The sequence below is a fragment of the Methylobacterium sp. J-070 genome (assembly GCF_022829385.1).
Classification (GTDB): Bacteria; Pseudomonadota; Alphaproteobacteria; order Rhizobiales; family Beijerinckiaceae; genus Methylobacterium.
The window spans coordinates 45478-63491 of record NZ_JAKSXX010000224.1 but is presented as its reverse complement, the minus strand read 5'-3'; the positions used below and the strand labels follow the sequence as shown (position 1 = coordinate 63491).

15 protein-coding genes are annotated in these 18014 nt (G+C 72.4%); 13 read left to right on the top strand and 2 right to left on the bottom strand.

What is annotated here, in order from left to right:
* Positions 1-2: 2 nt before the first annotated feature.
* From metC to MKL01_RS24160, 10 genes are all read left to right on the top strand, one after another.
* A complete protein-coding gene (metC, locus tag MKL01_RS24205) occupies positions 3-1193 on the top strand; it encodes a cystathionine beta-lyase (protein WP_243907720.1) in 1191 nt (396 codons plus the stop codon).
* A complete protein-coding gene (locus MKL01_RS24200) occupies positions 1190-2623 on the top strand; it encodes an MmgE/PrpD family protein (RefSeq protein ID WP_243907719.1) in 1434 nt (477 codons plus the stop codon). The genes metC and MKL01_RS24200 overlap by 4 nt, the downstream gene beginning before the upstream one ends.
* A 63-nt stretch (positions 2624-2686) precedes the next feature.
* Entirely contained in the window at positions 2687-4408 is a 1722-nt protein-coding gene (locus MKL01_RS24195) for an ArnT family glycosyltransferase (RefSeq protein ID WP_243907718.1), read from the top strand.
* Positions 4405-5175 carry a glycosyltransferase family 2 protein gene (locus tag MKL01_RS24190; protein WP_243907717.1) on the top strand — a complete coding sequence of 257 codons (771 nt, stop codon included), beginning with the start codon at positions 4405-4407 and terminating at the stop codon, positions 5173-5175. The genes MKL01_RS24195 and MKL01_RS24190 overlap by 4 nt, the downstream gene beginning before the upstream one ends.
* A complete protein-coding gene (locus MKL01_RS24185) occupies positions 5169-5501 on the top strand; it encodes a lipid-A-disaccharide synthase N-terminal domain-containing protein (RefSeq protein WP_243907716.1) in 333 nt (110 codons plus the stop codon). Before MKL01_RS24190 ends, MKL01_RS24185 begins: the two co-directional genes overlap by 7 nt.
* The gene (locus MKL01_RS24180) at positions 5498-6100 is read left to right on the top strand and encodes a pyridoxamine 5'-phosphate oxidase family protein (RefSeq protein ID WP_243907715.1); all 603 of its coding nucleotides are present in this window, start codon (positions 5498-5500) and stop codon (positions 6098-6100) included. The genes MKL01_RS24185 and MKL01_RS24180 overlap by 4 nt, the downstream gene beginning before the upstream one ends.
* Before the next feature lie 266 nt (positions 6101-6366).
* Positions 6367-8058, top strand: coding sequence for a methyl-accepting chemotaxis protein (locus MKL01_RS24175; RefSeq protein ID WP_243907714.1), 1692 nt, complete (start codon positions 6367-6369; stop codon positions 8056-8058).
* A 118-nt stretch (positions 8059-8176) separates the two neighbouring features.
* Positions 8177-9073: an EamA family transporter RarD gene (gene rarD / locus MKL01_RS24170; protein WP_243907713.1), complete on the top strand. Its 897-nt coding sequence runs from the start codon at positions 8177-8179 to the stop codon at positions 9071-9073.
* 129 nt (positions 9074-9202) lie between these two features.
* The gene (locus MKL01_RS24165; protein ID WP_243907712.1) at positions 9203-11593 is read left to right on the top strand and encodes a response regulator; all 2391 of its coding nucleotides are present in this window, start codon (positions 9203-9205) and stop codon (positions 11591-11593) included.
* Positions 11590-11871, top strand: coding sequence for a hypothetical protein (locus MKL01_RS24160; RefSeq protein ID WP_243907711.1), 282 nt, complete (start codon positions 11590-11592; stop codon positions 11869-11871). The genes MKL01_RS24165 and MKL01_RS24160 overlap by 4 nt, the downstream gene beginning before the upstream one ends.
* A 746-nt stretch (positions 11872-12617) precedes the next feature.
* On the opposite strand, the gene MKL01_RS24155 is transcribed toward MKL01_RS24160, so the two are convergent.
* Positions 12618-13643, bottom strand: a complete 1026-nt coding sequence (locus MKL01_RS24155; protein WP_243907710.1) for a P1 family peptidase — start codon at positions 13641-13643, stop codon at positions 12618-12620.
* Between the two features lie 103 nt (positions 13644-13746).
* On the opposite strand from MKL01_RS24155, the gene MKL01_RS24150 reads away from it, so the two are divergent.
* The gene (locus MKL01_RS24150) at positions 13747-14616 is read left to right on the top strand and encodes an NAD(P)-dependent oxidoreductase (RefSeq protein WP_243907709.1); all 870 of its coding nucleotides are present in this window, start codon (positions 13747-13749) and stop codon (positions 14614-14616) included.
* Between the two features lie 97 nt (positions 14617-14713).
* Positions 14714-16432: a methyl-accepting chemotaxis protein gene (locus tag MKL01_RS24145; RefSeq protein WP_243907708.1), complete on the top strand. Its 1719-nt coding sequence runs from the start codon at positions 14714-14716 to the stop codon at positions 16430-16432.
* Positions 16433-16450: 18 nt separating this feature from the next.
* On the opposite strand, the gene MKL01_RS24140 is transcribed toward MKL01_RS24145, so the two are convergent.
* The gene (locus MKL01_RS24140) at positions 16451-17317 is read right to left on the bottom strand and encodes a S49 family peptidase (protein ID WP_243907707.1); all 867 of its coding nucleotides are present in this window, start codon (positions 17315-17317) and stop codon (positions 16451-16453) included.
* A gap of 216 nt (positions 17318-17533) precedes the next feature.
* On the opposite strand from MKL01_RS24140, the gene MKL01_RS24135 reads away from it, so the two are divergent.
* Entirely contained in the window at positions 17534-17851 is a 318-nt protein-coding gene (locus MKL01_RS24135) for a hypothetical protein (protein ID WP_243907706.1), read from the top strand.
* The last annotated feature ends 163 nt before the right edge of the window (positions 17852-18014 follow it).

Sequence of the window (18014 nt, the reverse complement as noted above, 5' to 3'; positions counted from 1 at the left end):
CGATGTCCCTGAAGCCCTCGCCCGAGTCCAAGAAGACCTTCGCGCCGGCGACGCGCCTCGTCCATGCGGGCCGCGATCCGGGTGAGCAGCACGGCTTCGTCAACACGCCGATCTACCGCGGCTCCACGGTCCTCTACCCGACCTACGACGCCATCAAGCACCGGCGCGGGCGCTACAATTACGGCACCTCGGCCACCCCGACGATGGACGCGCTCACGGCGGCCTGGACGGAACTCGCCGGCGCCGCCGGCACGGTGGTGACGCCCTCGGGCCTCGCGGCGCTCACCGTCGCGCTGATGGCGGCGGTCTCGGCCGGCGACCATCTGCTCGTCACCGATTCCGCCTACCGGCCGACCCGCCTGTTCTGCGACGGGGTGCTCGCCCGCTTCGGCGTCGAGACGACCTATTACGACCCTGCGGTCGGGGCCGGCATCGCCGAACTGATGCGCCCGAACACCCGGGCCGTCCTCGTCGAGGCGCCCGGCTCGCAGAGCTTCGAGATGCAGGATGTCCCCGCCATCGCCGCGGTGGCGCATGCGCGCGACGCCTGCGTGATCATGGACAACACCTGGGCGACGCCGCTGCTGTTCCCGCCGCACGAACGGGGAGTCGACATCGCCGTGGAGGCCGGCACCAAGTACCTGAGCGGCGGCTCGGACCTGCTGATCGGCCTCACCTCCGCCAACGCCCGGCACTTCCCGGCGGTGCGCCGGACCTTCGACCACTTCGCCATGTGCGCCGGCGCGGAGGACATCTTCCTGGCGCTCCGCGGCATGCGCACCATGGCGTTGCGCCTGCGCGAGCACGGCCGCGCCGGCCTCGAGATGGCGCGCTGGCTCCAGGGGCGGCCCGAAGTGCTGCGGGTGCTCCATCCCGGCCTGCCGGAGGATCCCGGCCACGCGATCTGGCAGCGCGACTTCTCCGGCGCCTCCGGGCTGTTCGGGGTGATCCTCAGGCCGGTGCCGGAGGCGGCGGTGGCCGCCATGCTGGACGGGCTGGAGCTGTTCGGGATGGGCTTCTCCTGGGGCGGCTTCGAGAGCCTCGTGATCCCGTTCGATTGCGCCGGCTACCGCACCGCCACCCAATGGGCGCCCGGCGGACCGGCCCTGCGCTTCCACATCGGCCTCGAAGACACCGCCGACCTCAAGGCCGACCTCGACGCCGGCTTCGCGCGTCTGCGGGCGGCCTCGTGAGCGCTCCGACCCGGCGCCGCCTGATCCAGGGCGCCGGTGCGCTCACCCTCGCGGGCACGCTCCCGGCGGCCTCCGCGGATGCGGACGTGACCGGGCGTCTCGCGCGCTACATGGCGGCCGCCCGGGGGCAGGACCTGCCCCCGGAGGTCCTGACCGCCTGCAAGCACCGGATCCTCGATACCCTGGCCGCGATGGTCTCGGGCGCCCGGATGCGGCCGGGCGAGATGGCGCTGCGCTATGTCCGGACCCTCGGCGGCACCGAGCAGGCGGGGGTCGTGGCCTCCGGCTTCCGGACCACCACGGTGAACGCGGCGCTGGCCAACGCCATGTGCGCGCACGCCGACGAGACCGACGATTTCGAGCCGGTGACCAAGGCGCATCCCGGCTGCGCAACCGTGCCGGCCGCCCTTGCGCTCGCCGAGCGGCACGGGAATTCCGGCGCCGAATTCGTCCGGGCGGTGGCGCTCGGCTACGACCTGTGCTGCCGCCTGCTTCTGGCGCTCGGACCCGACCTCGTGCGCGGCACGCATCGCAGCGCCGAGGGCACCAGCTCGACCTTCGGGGCGCTCGGCGCCGCCGCCGCCCTGGCCCGCCTCGACGAGCAGGGCATGCGCTTCGCGCTCTCCTACGCGGCCCAGCAGGTCTCCGGCCTGTGGAGCTGGGTGCGCGACAGGGACCATGTCGAGAAGGCCTTCGACTTCGCCGGCATGGGCGCGCGCAACGGCGTCACGGCGGTCGGCATGGTGGAGGCGGGCCTCACCGGCGTCGCTGACGTGCTCGACGGCCGCCACAATTTGCTCAACGCCCTCTCAACCGCGCCGAAGCCCGAGCTGATGCTGGAGGGGCTCGGCAGCCGGTTCTTCGTCACCGAGACGGCGATCAAGACCTACTCGGTGGGCTACCCGATCCAGTCGCCCCTCGACGCCACCCTGACCCTGCGCCGGCAATACGGCCTGACGCCGGAGGCCGTGCGGCACATCCTGGTGAAGGTGCCCACCGACGCGGTCGGCATCGTCGGGTCGAGCGCCATGCCGGACGTCAGCTGCCAGCACCTCGTGGCGCTGGCCCTGGTTCGGGGCGCGGTGTCGTTCGCCGACAGCCACGATGCCGGCCTGATGCACGATCCCGCGATCGAGGCCTCGCGGGCCAAGGTCGAGCTGGTGGGCGATCCGGCCCTGATGGACCCGGCGGCCCCGCGGGGGGCGATCGTGACCATGACCCTGGCGGACGGCCGCATCGTCGAGCACCACACCCGGCATCCGCCCGGCACAAAGGAGAACCCGCTCAGCACGGAGGCGGTGAACGCCAAGGCGCGGGACCTGATGGCGCCGGTCCTCGGACAGGACGCGACCGAGCGCCTGATCGCGCACGTCAACGCGCTGGAGACCGTCGCCGACATGCGCGAACTCCGTCCGCTCCTCACCGCCTGAGGCGGGACGGCCGCGCCGCCCAGTATTTGACGTTCCCGTCCGATCCTGATTGACCGGCCCGGCATGACCACGAGCCTCTCCGCCGGCGGCGCCCAGCGCCGCGCACCTGTCGACCGGATCGGCCGCGGGCTGGACGCGCTGAGCCTCACCCAGGCCCGGGCCGTGGCGGCCCTGCTGGCGCTGTGCCTGATCCTGTTCCTGCCGGGCCAGATCTCGCTCCAGCCGATGGACCGGGACGAGCCGCGCTTCGCCCAGGCGTCGAAGCAGATGCTGGAGAGCGGCGACCTCGTGGACATCCGCTTCCAGGGCGAGGCGCGGCACAAGAAGCCGGTGGGCATCTACTGGGCGCAGGCCGCCGCCGTGGCGGCCGGCGAGGCGCTGGGCGTGCCCGGGGCTCGCACGCAGATCGCCCTCTACCGCATCCCGTCGCTGATCGGCGCCGCCGCCTCGGTCCTGCTCGCCTACTGGGCCGCGCTCGGGTTCCTGCCCCGCCGGGCCGCGCTGCTGTCGGCCTCGCTTTACGGCGCCTGCCTGATGCTCTCGGCCGAGGCGCACCTCGCCAAGACCGACGCCCTGCTCGCCGCCTGCGCCACCGCCAGCCTCGGCGCGCTCGCCCGGGCGTGGCTGGCGCCGCGGGACAGCGGGCCCGTGTCCAACCGGACTTTCGCGGCGTTCTGGCTCGGGCTGGCGTTCGGCATCCTGGTCAAGGGGCCGATGGTGCCCCTCTTCGTGGCCCTGCCGGCGCTCGGCCTGTCGATCCGGGCCGGTTCCGGGCGCTGGCTGTCGAACCTGCGACCCCTGCCCGGACTGGCCCTGGTCCTTCTCCTGGTGGCGCCCTGGTTCGCCGCCATCGCCTGGAAGAGCGGCGGTGCGTTCTACGCCGAGGCGGTGGGGCACGACATGCTCGGCAAGGTCGGCGGCGCGGCCGAGCGCCATTGGGGGCCGCCCGGCGCCTACGCGCTCACATTCTTCGCCACCTTCTGGCCGGGGGCGGCCTTCGCCGCCATGAGCCTGCCCTTCGCCTGGCGGGCGCGGCGCGAGCCCGCCGCGGCGTTCCTGATCGCCGCGGTCCTGCCGGCGTGGCTGATCTTCGAGGCGGTCCCGACCAAGCTGCCCCACTACGTCCTGCCGCTGATGCCGTGGCTCGCGATCCTCACCGTCCTGGCGCTGTCGCGGGGGGCGCTGGATCCCCGCCTGCGCGGCGCCCGGCTGACGGCACTGCTGGTGCCGGCGATCCCGGTCGGGCTCTCGTTCGGGCTGTGCCTCGCCGGCTGGCGCCTCGACGCCCACACCATCCCGTGGCCGGCGCTGCCGCTCCTGGCCGCCGCCTGCGCGGTCGCGGCCCTGGCGTGGCAGGCCTTCGCGCTGGGCTCCGCCGAGCGCGCCCTCGCGCTCGGGGTCCTGGCATCCTGCCTGCTCGGACCGGCGGTCCTCGGCGTGGCGCAGCTGTCGCTGCCGGCCCTGAAGGTCTCGCCGCGGCTCGCGGCGCTGCGCGACCGGATGCCCTGCGCGAACCCGCAGGTCGCGAGCCTCGGCTACCGCGAGCCGAGCCTCGTCTTCCTCGTGGGCACCGGCCTCGGCCTGCCGCCCGACGGCGCCGCCGCCCGGGCCTTCCTGGAGAGCGGCGGCTGCCGCCTGCTATTCGTGGAGGCCCGGGCGCGCGACGACTTCAACGCGGCCTGGCCGGTGGGCCGGGGGGCGCCCGCGCCCCTGGCCGAGATCGAGGGCTTCAACCTGAACACCGGCCGGCGGCTCTTCGTGACGGCCTACGCGGTGGCCCCGTGAGCGCCGCCCCGCAGCTCAGCGTCGTCGTGCCGGTCCGCAACGAGGCCGGCAACATCGCGCCCCTGGTCGCCGAGATCGGGGACGCCTGCGCGGACCTCGCCTTCGAGCTGATCTACGTGGACGACGGCTCCACGGACGGCACCGCGGACGCCCTGGCGGCGGCCAGGGCCGGCCGACCCTGGCTGCGGGTGGTGCGGCACGCGCGCAGCGGCGGCCAGTCGGCGGCGGTGCGCAGCGGCGTGCTGACGGCGCGCGCCCCGACCATCGCGACGCTGGACGGCGACGGCCAGAACGACCCGGCCTTCATCCCGTCCCTGCTGGCCGCCCTGGAGGCGGCCGGCGAACGGGCCGGGCTCGCCCAGGGCCAGCGGCGCGCCCGCAAGGACGGGCGCTTCAAGATGCTGCAATCGCGCATCGCCAACGGCGTGCGGGGGCGCATCCTGAAGGACGCCACCCGGGATACCGGCTGCGGCCTCAAGGTCTTTCGCCGCGCCGTGTATCTCCGGCTGCCCTACTTCGATGCCCTGCACCGGTTCATGCCGGCGCTGGTGGTGCGCGAGGGGTTCTCCGTGGTCCACCACGACGTGATCGACCGGCCCCGGCTCACCGGCGTCTCGAATTACGGCCTGTTCGACCGCCTCTGGGTCGGGCTCCTCGACCTCGCCGGCGTCTGGTGGCTGATCCGGCGCAAGCGGGCCGATCCGCACCCCACCGAGATCGCCGCCCCGTCGGCCGCCGCACCGGCAGACCAGGACGTCGGATGCTGATCCAGCTCGCCCGCGACCTGCCGGCCTATTTCTACGACGTGTTCGTCACGCGCCTCGACTTCTGGCTGGTCTTCGGCATCGTCGCCCAGATGGTGTTCGGCTCGCGCTTCGTCCTGCAATGGATCGCCAGCGAGCGCGCCGGCCGGAGCGTGATGCCCCTGTCATTCTGGTTCCTGTCGATCGTGGGCGGGCTGATGACCCTGGTCTACGGCTTCGTGCGGCGCGAGCCGGTGATCATCATCGGCCAGGGCCTCTCCACCGGCATCTACCTGCGCAACCTCGCGCTGATCTTCCGCGAGCGGCGGCGGAAACGGCGCGCCGCATGACCCGCACGCCGCTGCCGGCCTTCTACGACGATCTCGACGCCGCCTTCGCCGAGCTTTGGCGGCTCCTGTCGGACGGCGTCGCGCAGGCACGCAGCGGGTTCCATATGCCGGCCCTGGCGACATGCGGCGCCGAGGGCGGCCCGCGGGTGCGCACCGTGGTGCTGCGCGCCGCCGACGCGGCGGCCGGGACGCTCCGGTTCCACTGCGACCGCCGTTCCGACAAGGCCGCCGAGATCCTGCTGATCCCGGCCTGCGCGCTCGTCGCCTACGACGACGCCGCGAAGGTCCAGATCCGCGTCGAGGGGCGCGCGACGCTGCACACCGCCGATGCCGTGGCCGACGCGGCCTGGACCGGCTCCCGGGCGATGAGCCGGGTCTGCTACGGCAGCGAACCCGGCCCGGGCACGGCGCTGCCTGCGGGCGATGCCTATAGCCTGCCCGGCGAAGCGGAGGCCGGCATCCTGGGGCGGCCCCACTTCGCCGCCGTCACGGTCCGGGCCGAGCGCCTGGATTTCCTCTATCTCGACCGCCGCGGCCACCGGAGGGCCGGCTGGCGCCGGGGCGAGGCCGGCTGGCAAGGCGGCTGGCTGGCGCCCTGACCGGGAGACGCGGGCTGCCGGCCGAGGCAGCCCCCGGCACTTGGGACAGAGACCGGGCGTGACGCGACGCCGCTTTTCGTGTCGACGGATCGTCCAAACGCGATTCCTGCATCCACAGTTGAACGCTAGAAATAATCCACAATCAAAAGACGAAGACTTTGTCCATCCGTCCCAATGATGTTGTCGGGCGTCCTGATCGGCCGGTTCGCTATAGATTTCCTGACATATCCGGCACCTAAGTGGCGATCCTTTCGGAGTCGTCGTCCGTGCGTCGCCAGTTCAAGATTCCCATCGCCGTCAAGATTGCTTTCGCCTTCGCGTTCATAGCCGGGACTTCGATCGGGTATCTCGCGTACATCTCCACTCGCATGGTCGCGGTCGACGCGGCTTACAGCGCCTATCTGGGGAACGACGCCACGGCGGCCACGATGGCGGCGCGCCTGGGTCGGGTCGTCTATCACATGAGCTACGTGGCCTTCCGCGCGCTCGGCGAGGCCGATCCGGACGAGTCGGACCGCGTCGGCGCGGCGTTCGCGCCGCTTCCCGCCGAGGCCGCGACGCTCGTCGACGGCGTGCGCCGGAACGCGCCGGCGTTCCACGACCAGACCGACCGCATCGCGGATCTGCTCGACACCTACGCCAAGCTCACCGGAGCGATGTGCGACATGGCCAAGAAGGGCATGAGCGCCCAGGCGCTGACCCTCGCGCACAAGAAGGTGGATCCGCTCCAGAAGACGCTGTTTGCGGAACTCGACACCTTCGTGGACGACCTGAGCACGTCGATCCGCACCGGCTCCGAGGCGCTGAGCGCGGACACCCGAACGATCCTGGTCTGGGCGATCGGCCTGTCGGCGGCCGGCATCGCCGCCAGCATCCTCATCGGTGTCCTGGTGGTGAATGTCGGCGTCGCACACCCGCTCGGCCGGCTGACGGCCGCCCTGAAGACCATGTCGGCCGGGCAGCTCGACGCGGAGATCCCGGAGGCGCGGCGCGGCGACGAGATCGGCGCCATCGGCAAGGCCGTCGAGGGCATCAAGGCCCTGGTCGCGCGGAAGGCCATCGAGCAGGCCGAGAGCAAGCGGATGATGGACGCGGCAGCCGCGGACGACCGCAGCCGGGTTCTCCTCCGGCTCGCCGCGGATTTCGAGGACACGGTCGGCCGGATCATCGGCCTCGTCTTCGCGTCGGTCGCCGCCCTGCAGGCCACCGCCCGGACCATGACCGACACCGCGGCGCGGACCGCCGACCAGTCCACGATGGTCACGGGCGCCGCCGAGGAGGCCGCCGCCTACGTCAACACCGTAGCGGCGGCGGCCGAGCAGCTCGGTTCCTCCGTCGGGGAAATCAGCCGACAGGTCAGCGGCTCGGCCGCGCTCGCTCAGAGCGCGGTCTCCGAGGCCGACCGGACCGCGACCCTCGTGCAGGATCTCAGCGCCGCCGCCGCCAAAGTCGGCGCGGTGGTGGAGTTGATCGCGGCCATCGCGAGCCAGACCAATCTGCTGGCCCTCAACGCCACCATCGAGGCCGCCCGCGCCGGCGAGGCGGGACGCGGCTTTGCCGTGGTGGCGGGCGAGGTCAAGGATCTGGCCGCGCAGGCGGCCCGGGCGACGGGGGAGATCTCGGGGCAGATCGGCCGGATCCAGGGCGCGACCGGTCAGGCGGTCTCGGTGATCGCCTCGATCACGGCCCGCATCCGCGAGATCGACGCGGTCGCCGCCAGCATCGCGGCGGCGGTCGAGCAGCAGGGCGCGGCCACCCAGGAGATCGCCCGCAACGTCGCACAGGCCTCCTCCGGCACGCGCGCGGTCACCGCCACCATGGCGGGCGTCGCCGCGGCCGCCGGAGAGACGGGGACGGCCGCCGGCCAGGTCCTGGCCTCGGCGTCGGCGCTGGCCCGGCAATCCGAGGACCTCGGCGGCGAGGTCCGGCGCTTCCTCGCCACCCTTCGGACCGCCTGAGGCCCCGGTCCGCGGCCTCCCGGATATCAGCCCTGCGCCGCTGCCCCTGACGCGCGCCGGCTACCCGCGCTACAGGCTGCGGACCCGGCCGCCCATCCGGGTCGACCGGGAGGAACCCGTGGGCTTGGTCTACGCGCTCGCCGCCTACCTGAGCTGGGGCTTGGTGGTCCCGCTGCATTTCCGGCTGCTCGGCGCCTATACGCCGAACCACATCCTGGCCGAGCGGATCGTCTGGTCGAGCCTGTTCGCCGGGGGGCTGGCCCTGGTCCTGGCGTCGCGCCACCGCCTCAACCTGCCGATGCCCCTGCGGCGGCGCCACGCCCTGCTGCTGCTCTCGGCCGCGATGATCGGGGTGAACTGGCTGCTCTACCTCTACGCCGTCAGCGGCGGCCACCTGCTCGACGCGAGCCTCGGCTACTACATCAACCCGCTGGTCAGCGTGGCGCTCGGGCGGATCGTCCTCGGCGAGCGCCTCCGCCCGATGCAGGCTGTCGCCGTGAGCATCGCGACGGCGGGAGTGGTGGTCGCGGTGATCTGGGCGGGCGAGCTGCCCCTCACGTCCCTGTCGCTGGCGGTGTCGTTCGCGCTCTACGGGCTCGCCCGGAAGATCGTCGCGGTGGACGCGCTCGTCGGCTTCCTGGCCGAGACGCTGCTCCTGTTGCCGGCGGCGATCGCGTGGCTCGTCCTCACCCCCGAACCCGTCCTGCCCGCGGAGCCCGCGAGCCTCGCGCTCCTGGTGCTCACCGGGTTGACCACGGCGCTGCCGCTAATCTGGTTCGCCGCCGCGGCCGTGCGTCTGCGCCTGACGACGCTCGGCCTGCTGCAATACGTCGCCCCGACCTGCCTGCTCGGCCTCAGCGTCCTGGCCTTCGGCGAGCGGGTCGAGCCGCCGCGGGCGGCGATGCTCGCCCTGATCTGGGTCGCGCTCGCGCTCTACACCCTCGATGCCCTGCGAGACCGCCGCAATCCCGTCCCCGAAACGGTCCGGTCCGATCCGGACACGATGCGTGTATAAGGAATACCGGTATAAGGGCATCTCAGACGCCCGCGCCGCGGAGTCGCGGGCACAGGGCTAACGGCCGGCGGTCGGGATCTATAGATGCGCAGGCCGCCGCGGGGCGGAGGATGGGATGTCGCGTGGCCGATGAGCGAAACTGAGCGCGGCGCACGGGCCGTCACGGATGCCGACTACCGGAACCTCGCCGAGACGCTGCCGCAGCTCGCCTGGATCGCCGAGGCCGACGGGACCATCATCTGGTACAACCAACGCTGGTACGACTACACCGGCACAACCCTCGAGGAGATGCGCGGCTGGGGCTGGCGCAAGGTCCACGATCCCGACCACGTCGCGGCCGTGACCGAGCGCTATCAGGCCGCCATCATGCTGGGGCGGTCCTGGGAGGACACCTTTCCGCTGCGCGGGCGGGACGGCAGCTATCGCTGGTTCCTGTCGAAGGCGATGCCGCACCGCGATGCCGACGGGCGGATCCTGCGCTGGTACGGGACCAACACCGACATCACCGGCCGCCGCGCCGTCGAGGAGCGCCTGCGCCATTCCGAGCAGCGCTTCCGCGCCCTGGTCGATGCTTCGGCGGCGGTGATCTGGAACACCAACGCGGCCGGCGAGCTGATGCCGCCGCAGGTCCGGTGGAGCACCTATACCGGGCAGAGCGAGGAGGCCTACCAGGGCTGGGGCTGGCTCGATGCGGTCCATCCCGACGACCGGGGCCACGCCGCCGACGCCTGGGCGGCCTGCGTGGAGGCGCGCCAGACCTACGAGGTCGAGTACCGCCTGCGCCGCCACGACGGGAGCTGGCGCGCCATGGAGGTGCGCGGCGTGCCGGTCCTCGCCGAGGACGGGACGCTGCGGGAATGGGTCGGCACCTGTGTCGACGTCACCGAGCGGAAGGAGGCCGAGGAGGCGGTGGAGCGCGCCCGGCAGGCCGCCGAGGCGGCCAACCGGGCCAAGAGCCAGTTCATCGCCAACATGAGCCACGAGCTGCGCACCCCGCTCTCGGCGGTGATCGGCTACTCGGAGATGCTCGGCGAGGAGCTGGAGGATATCGGCCAGGCCGCCCTCCTGCCGGACCTGCGCAAGATCGAGGCGGCGGCGCGCCACCTGCTGTCGCTGATCAACGACGTCCTCGACATCTCGAAGATCGAGGCCGGCCGCATGACCGCCTCGGCCGAGACCTTCGCGGTGGCGGACCTGCTCCAAGATGTGCGCGATTCCACCGGCTCCCTGGTGGAGAAGAAGGGCAACCGCTTCGTGCTCGACGCGGGCGCGGAGGAGGGCGGCGCGCTCTGGTCCATGCACCAGGACCAGACCAAAATCCGCCAATGCCTGCTGAACCTGATCGGCAACGCCGCCAAGTTCACCGAGGCCGGGACCATCACTGTGACGGTGCGGCGGCACCGGGAGGCGGCGGCGGACTGGCTGTCTTTCGCGGTCGCCGATACCGGCATCGGCATGACCGAGGCGCAGATCGGGCGCCTGTTCGAGCGCTTCGTCCAGGCCGACGAGTCGACCACGCGCCAGTTCGGCGGCACCGGGCTGGGGCTCGCCATCACCCGGGCGTTCTGCCGGACGATGGGCGGCGACATCAGCGTCACCAGCACCCCGGGCGCGGGCGCGACCTTCACGATCCGCCTGCCCGCGATCCTGCGGCCGGAGGATGCGCCGCCGGCCGAGGCCGAGGCCGAGGCGCCGGTGGAGCCGCACGAGCAGCACGAGACCGTGCTGCTGGTCGACGACGACCCGGCCGCCCGGGAACTTCTCCAGCGCTTCCTCGAGCGCGAGGGTTTCCACGTCCGCAGCGCCAATGACGGCCGTGCCGGCCTGACGCTCGCCCGGGCGCTCAGGCCGCGGGCGATCCTGCTCGACGTCGAGATGCCGCGCATGGACGGCTGGGCGGTTCTGCACGCGGTGCGCAACGATCCCGACCTGGCCGGGACGCCGGTGATCATGACCTCGGTGGTGGCCGAGCAGGGCCTCGGACAGGCGCTCGGCGCCACCGACTACTTCGTCAAGCCGATCGACTGGGACCGGCTCAAGGGCCTGATGGAGCGCTACCGGCCGGAGGCCCCCGGCGAGGCCCGGATCCTCGTGGTCGACGACGACCCGGACGCCCGCGAGCGCCTGCGCCGGTCGCTGGGCCGGGAGGGCTGGACCGTCGACGAGGCGGAGAACGGCCGGATCGCCCTGGAGCGGGTCAGCCAGGCCCGCCCGAGCCTGATCCTCCTCGACCTGATGATGCCCGAGATGGACGGGTTCGGCTTCCTCCGGGCGCTGCGCGCCCGGCCGGACGGCGACGTGCCGGTGGTGGTCCTCACCGCCAAGGAGATCACCAACGCCGAGAAGGCGAGCCTCGGCGCCCAGGCCGACCGGGTGATCGCCAAGGGCTCCATGAGCCTCGCGGAGATCGGCCGGCAACTGCGCGTGCTCTACGCGCGTTCGGCGAGCGAGCCGGTGCCGGGGCAACTTCAGGGGCTGATCGCCCGGCTCGCCGAACAGGACGGGAAGGACAGGGCATGAGCGGCGACGGGATCGATCCGGACAAGGCGGTGGCGATCCGCCTGCGGGCGCGGCTGGCGGTGGTGGAGCGGGCGGCGTGGTTCGGCCTGGTCCACGCCATGAAGACACGGCCGGCCGAGACCGAGGCCTACATCGCCTCCGAGCGGGCGCGCTGCACGGACGGGTTCGGCAGGGGCGCCTGGGCGAAGGATCTGACCGACGCGGAGCGGAAGATGCTGGCGGATGAGGTCGATGCCGGGCTGGCGCAGCTGATCGAGGATGCCCGCGGGGAGGTGTAGGCGCCGTCTTTGCGGGCGACGCGAGGCAATCCAGGCGCTCTACGATGGCCGATGTCGCGCCGTCCTGGATAACTTCGCTGCGCTCGCGATGACGGGTATGCTCAAGCCGCGTGTTTGACCGCGTGTGAAGTGCCCGGGCGGGCACAGCGCAGGATCGAGACCCCTAAGCTCACGGCGCGCCCGTCCCGGACAGGTGGGGCGTTGGGGGAACCTGATTCGGGATCCAGCACGAAGAGCGGCGCGCAAGGGGCGCAACGAGATGGCACGCGATGCGTGAGAGTGGCGAATCAGTGCGGCCAAGTGCAATTCGTCCTGATCTCGCGGCCGCCTGTGTAGCCGTAAAGTTGGGGCGGCCAAACCGCGCACGCAAATACTTTGATTGCAATCAGGCCGGCCGGTTAACGAGACGGTGGTCGATGGGCCGGCAATTCTCCGCGATCCACCACGCGTCGAAACGGTCAGGAAGTGCAATGCGTCGCACAACCATACAGGATGGGAGCATAACCATATTGAACGCCGAAACAGCGTGGAGCCATGTTGTCGTAGGGTTCTTCAGGAAATCAGAGAGAATTTGACTTCACCACGGGATCCAACAAACTTTCCGGCCATGAGAGCGTTTTCTTCATAGCCGGACATTTTATGAGAAATACAAAGGAAAGACCATCGAATAAGCGCAGGACAAAGGGTTGTTCCTGGCGCCGAACTGACGAGACCAGCGCGCATCGTTTCGCGCGCAATCCCTGACCCTAAGCCCCACGAAACACGTCCTCCCAAGCCGGCGGCAGGCCCGTCCAGGCCAGCGGCGACGCCGCCGCGTGCCCCGGCAGCCGCGTGGCGGAAAACACCCCCCGCGCCACGGCCCGCGCCAGCACCCGCGCGGCCACGTCGCCGAGCCGCGCGAGATCCGCCACCGGATCGGCCAGCGGCACGGCGCCGGTCGCCGCCGCGAAGACCAGATCGCCGTCCAGCGGCGTATGCGCCGGCACGAGGGCGCGGGCGAGGCCGTCCTGGGCCGCCACCGCGAGGCGGCGGCACTGCGCCTTGGTCAGCGCCGCGTCGGTCGCCACAACGGCGAGCGTCGTGGCGGCGCCCGGCAGCGCCCGGGCCGGGAAGGCGATGGCGTCGGCCGGCACCCGGGCCGGAGAGCCCAGGCCGCCGAACTCAGCGCCCTCCTCGAAGGGCGCGGCCCAGAAATGCGGCCCGTCGCCGATCGTGGCGTTGCCGAAGGCGTTGACGGCGGCGAGCGCCCCGACCCGGAAGCCGGTGCCCGCCACGGTGGCGGAGGCCGAGCCGATCCCGCCCTTCAGGCGCCCGGTGCGCGCCCCGGTCCCGGCCCCCACCGAGCCCAGCTCGAAATCCTCGGCCGCCGCCGCTGCGGCGGCGAAACCCATTTCGCGATAGGGCGGGTAGCGGCCCCATTCCTTGTCGCCGCCGTTGAGCAGGTCGAACAGGATCGCACCCGGCACGATCGGCACGCGCAGGCCGCCCACCGGGAAGCCCCGCCCGGCCTCGGCGAGCCACGCGGTCACGCCCGCGGCGGCATCGAGCCCGAAGGCCGAGCCGCCGGAGAGCACCAGGGCGTCGATCCGCTCCACGGTGCGTTCCGGATCGAGCAGGTCGGTCTCGCGGGTCCCCGGGCCGCCGCCGCGCACGTCGACGGAGGCGGTGACGGGCGCGTCGAACAGGATCGCGGTGACGCCGCTGGCGACCGCCAAGTCGCTCGCGTGGCCGACCCGCAGGCCGGGAATGTCGGTGATGCGGTTGCGCAGCATGGACCCAGCTTGCCATGCCCGGAGATCGGGACAAATCCCCGCCTGCGCCATCGCGGTCCGCACCGGACCCGGGCGCGGGCCGATCAGCGTCAAGGAGCACGTCATGGACGTCGGATTCATCGGGATGGGGCGGATGGGCCGGGGCATGGCCGCCAGCCTCGCACGGGCGGGCCACCGGGTCCGGGCCTGGAACCGCACCCCGGAGGCCGCCCAGGGCATCGCGGGGGTGACACCCGTGGGGAGCGCCGCAGAGGCCTTCGCCGGCGAGGCGGTGATCACCATGCTGGCCGACGACGCGGCCCTGGAGGCGGTGATCGTGGCCGGCGGCCTCCTCGACCGGCCGGAGCGCCCGGGCCTGCATGTCGGCATGAGCACGATCTCGGTGGCGCTGGCCCGGCAGCTCACCGCCGTGCACGGGCGCGCGGGCGTGCCCTACATCTCGGCCCCGGTGTTCGGACGACCGGACGTGGCCGAGGCCGGCAAGCTCAACATCGTTGCGGCGGGCGAGGCGTCCCTGATCGATCGCGCAGCTCCGCTCCTCGACGCCATGGGCGCCAAGACCTGGCGGTTCGGCGAGGATCCGGCGCGGGCCAACGCCGTCAAGCTCGCCGGCAACTTCATGCTGATCTCGGCGATCGAGGCCATGGCGGAGGCCTGCGCCCTCACGGAGGGCCACGGGGTCGCGGGCGCCGACTTCCTCGATCTGATGACCAACACGCTGTTCGCCTCGCCGGTCTACAAGGGCTACGGCGCCTCGATCGCCCAGAACCGCTACGAGCCGCCGGGCTTCATCCTCAAGCTCGGCGCCAAGGACATGCGGCTCGCCCTCCAGGCCGCCGAGGGCGCCGGCGTGCCGATGCCCTTCGCCAGCGTCCTGCGCGACGGCCTGATCGAGGCGATCAGCCACGGCGACGGCGAGAAGGACCTCGCGGCCCTGGCACGCGTCTCTGCGCGCCGCGCCGGGCAGGGCTGAATCCTTGAACAATCGGGCGCCTCTGTCGGAGGGTTTAACGGTCCTTTCAGGCACAACTTTCAGTGTCCATGCGACCAATACGCGTGGATACCGCCCGATGCTAAGGAATTATTTCTCCCGACTGACGGCGACGCTGTCGACCAAGGTGATCCTGCTGGCGATGCTCGCGGTGACACTCACCGCGGGCGCGATCTGGATCACCGTGTCGCGTCAGACCTGGTCGCAGATGGAGGAGCGGCAGCGCAACAACGGCGAGCGCAACGTGCGGACGCTGGCGCTGATCCTCGCGGCGCGGCTGGACGGAGCGAAGGCGGAGCTTGCCGGCACGCGGATCACCCGGGTGGTCGCGCCGAACCTCTCCGGCTTCACCGATGCGGGGGTGGTGGACGATGCGGTCGCCTATTCCGGCGGCGTCGCCACGGTGTTCAGCTTCGAGCCCACCCGAGACAGCTTCGTGCGCCGCCAGACGACCGTGCGCCGCGAGGACGGCACCCGGGCGGTCGGGACGGCGCTCGCCGCCGACAGCCCGGCACAGGTCGCCGTGCGCGCCGGCCGGACCTACGAGGGCCCTGCGATCCTATTCGGGAACCGCTTCTACACGGTCTATCAGCCCACCTTCGACGCCGACGGAACGGTCAACGGCATCCTGTTCGCCGGCCTGCCGATCCAGATGTACTTCGACGCCTACGCGCAGACCATGACGAGCCTCAGCGTGGCGGCTTTCGTGATCGCGATGCTGGCCTGTGTCCTGGTCGGGATGGCGGCGGCGCGGCTGTTCCGGCCGTTCTCGGCGATCTCGGTCCGGATCGAGGCCCTGGCGGCGGGGGACCTGGAGACGGCGGTCCCGCATGCCGACCGGGGCGACGAGGTCGGCGCGGTGGCCCGCTCCCTGGAGGTGCTCCGCGGCGCCGGCCTTCGGACCCGGGAGCTCGAAGGCCTGCAGAGCGCCGGCGCCGCCGACGAGGCGCGCCGCCGGGCCGGCCTCGACCGCGCCATCGAGGCGTTCCGGGGTCAGATCGTGGTCCTGAAGGGCGCGCTCACCGCCAGCACCGGCGCGATGCGCGCCCGGGCCGGTGAGATGGCGGCGAGTTCCGCCGAGGCGGAGGCGGCCGTGGCGGAGACCGAGCGGGGCTCGCACGAGACCTCGGCCAGCGTCCAGACCGTGGCGAGCGCGGCCGAGGAGCTCTCCGCCTCGATCGCCGAGATCGGCACGCAGCTCGATCAGGCCGAGGCGCTCGTCGCCACCGCGACGGCCGAGTCGGAGGCGATGAACACCGAGATCGACGGCCTGGCCGCCGCGGCCGGGCGGATCGGCGACGTGGTCGGGCTGATCCGGCAGATCGCCGAGCAGACCAACTTGCTGGCGCTCAACGCCACCATCGAGTCGGCCCGGGCGGGGGCGGCCGGCAAGGGGTTCGCGGTGGTGGCCGCCGAGGTGAAGGCCCTGGCTGCGCAGACCGCCAAGGCCACGGAGGAGATCGGCAGCCAGATCGCCGGCGTACAAGCCTCCACTGCCGCATCGGTCGCGGCGATCGGCCGGATGGGCGAGCGGATGCGGGCGGTGAGCGCCACCACGGGCGGGATCGCCTCCGCGGTCTCGGCCCAGGGCGCGGCCACCGCCGAGATCTCGCGCAACGTCGCCGAGACGGCCGGCGCCACCGAGGCCATCGCCGGCGGCCTGGGCACCGTGGCGGGGGCCGCCCGGCGCTCGGCCCAGATGGCCGCCACCGTCACCGAGGCGGCCCAGACGGTCGACGTCGTCGCGGCCGACCTGGAGAGCGAGATCGAGCGGTTCCTGAGGCAGGTCGCCGCCTGAAGGGGCGAGGGCGCGCCGTCAGAGCCCGTAGCGGGCGTAGGCCGCGCGCTCCTCGAGGGCGGCCACGGCGCCCTCGGCGAGACCGATCCCGGCCTCGATCCCGCCCGGCGCGCCGCCCCGGCGCAGCAGGCGCGACAGGAATCCGCCCCGGGCCTCGGCCACGAGCCGGAGGTCCACCTTCTCGCCGAAGCGGGCGCGCATCGCCGTCCGCACGTCGCCCAGGGCATCGACGAGCCCGAGCGCCAGCGCCTGTCGCCCGGTCCAGACCGCCCCGGTGAACAGGTTCTCGGAGGTCGACAGGGTCGGACGGCGGGCGGTGACGAGGCCCGTGAACAGATCCTGGACATCGGCCTGGATGCGCATCAGGCGGTCCACGTCGGCGGGATCCTCCGGGCGGAACGGGTCGAGCATCGACTTCGCCTCGCCCTGCGTGTGCACCCGGCGCTCGACCCCGAGCTTCTCCAGCAGGCCGTGGAAGCCGAACCCCGCCGAGACCACGCCGATGGAGCCGACGATCGAGGTCGGGTCGGCGACGATCTCGTCCGCCGCGCAGGCGATCATGTAGCCGCCCGACGCCGCCACGTCCTCCACGAAGGCGATCACCGGCAGCCGCTTCTCCTCGGCCAGGGCCCGGATGCGGCGGTGGATCAGGTGCGACTGGGCGGGCGAGCCGCCGGGCGAATTGATCACCAGTGCCACCGCATTGGCCCCGGGCATCCCGAAGGCCCGCTCCAGGCTGCCGGCGACGCCGCCGATCGAGAGCCCCGGGCGGAGCGGCGAGACCGCCCCGATCGTGCCGGAGAGCCTGACCACGGCGACCCGCGGGCGGTCGCGGAACCGGCGCGGCAGGAGCGCGCGAAATGTGTCGGACAACGCGAACGCCATGGGGATCTTATGCGGCTCGTCGGGGGATCGGGCAGGGAACGGCCCGGATGCGTCCGGTGGAAACTGGGCGTTCCTTAACCTCAAGCAAGGGTGGTGCGTCTGCGCAGTCCGACGGATCGAACCGTTTGCCGACCTTGGCTGTTCCTGCCGACAGCGCGAGCCTCGCGCCGGCCCGGGTCCGCAGGATCATCCGGGCACCATCATGGGAGACAGACGATGCGACCCTGGCCTATCCTGGTCCTCCTCGCTGCGCTGATCGGCGGTCTGGCGAGCGCGCCCGCCCGCGCGGCGCCCCTTCCGGTCCCGGCGACCGCCGAGGCCGCGGCACCGGCCCCGGCGATCCAGCTGGCCCGCTGGCACTACCGGCGCCACTGGCACCGCCACCATCATTGGCGGCGGCACTGGCATCACCGCCGCCATCACTGGCACCGGCGCCACTACGGGTACCGGCACCTTCGGCACCACCATCACGGGTACCGGCACCACGCTTTCCGCGGCCGCCCCGCGGGCCACCGCCGCCTCACGTTCTACTGAGCGAACCGCCCCCCGTCCCGGCCCGATCCGGCCGGGACGCGGACTTGCGGGCGGCCTTGGAAAACCTTATTTAACCGTCTGATATCACTGCTCTTCCGCAAGGCCGTCCCGGCGCATCGCGCGCCGCCCACCGGCCGCGAGCACCGCCCGTCCGGGCTTCAGA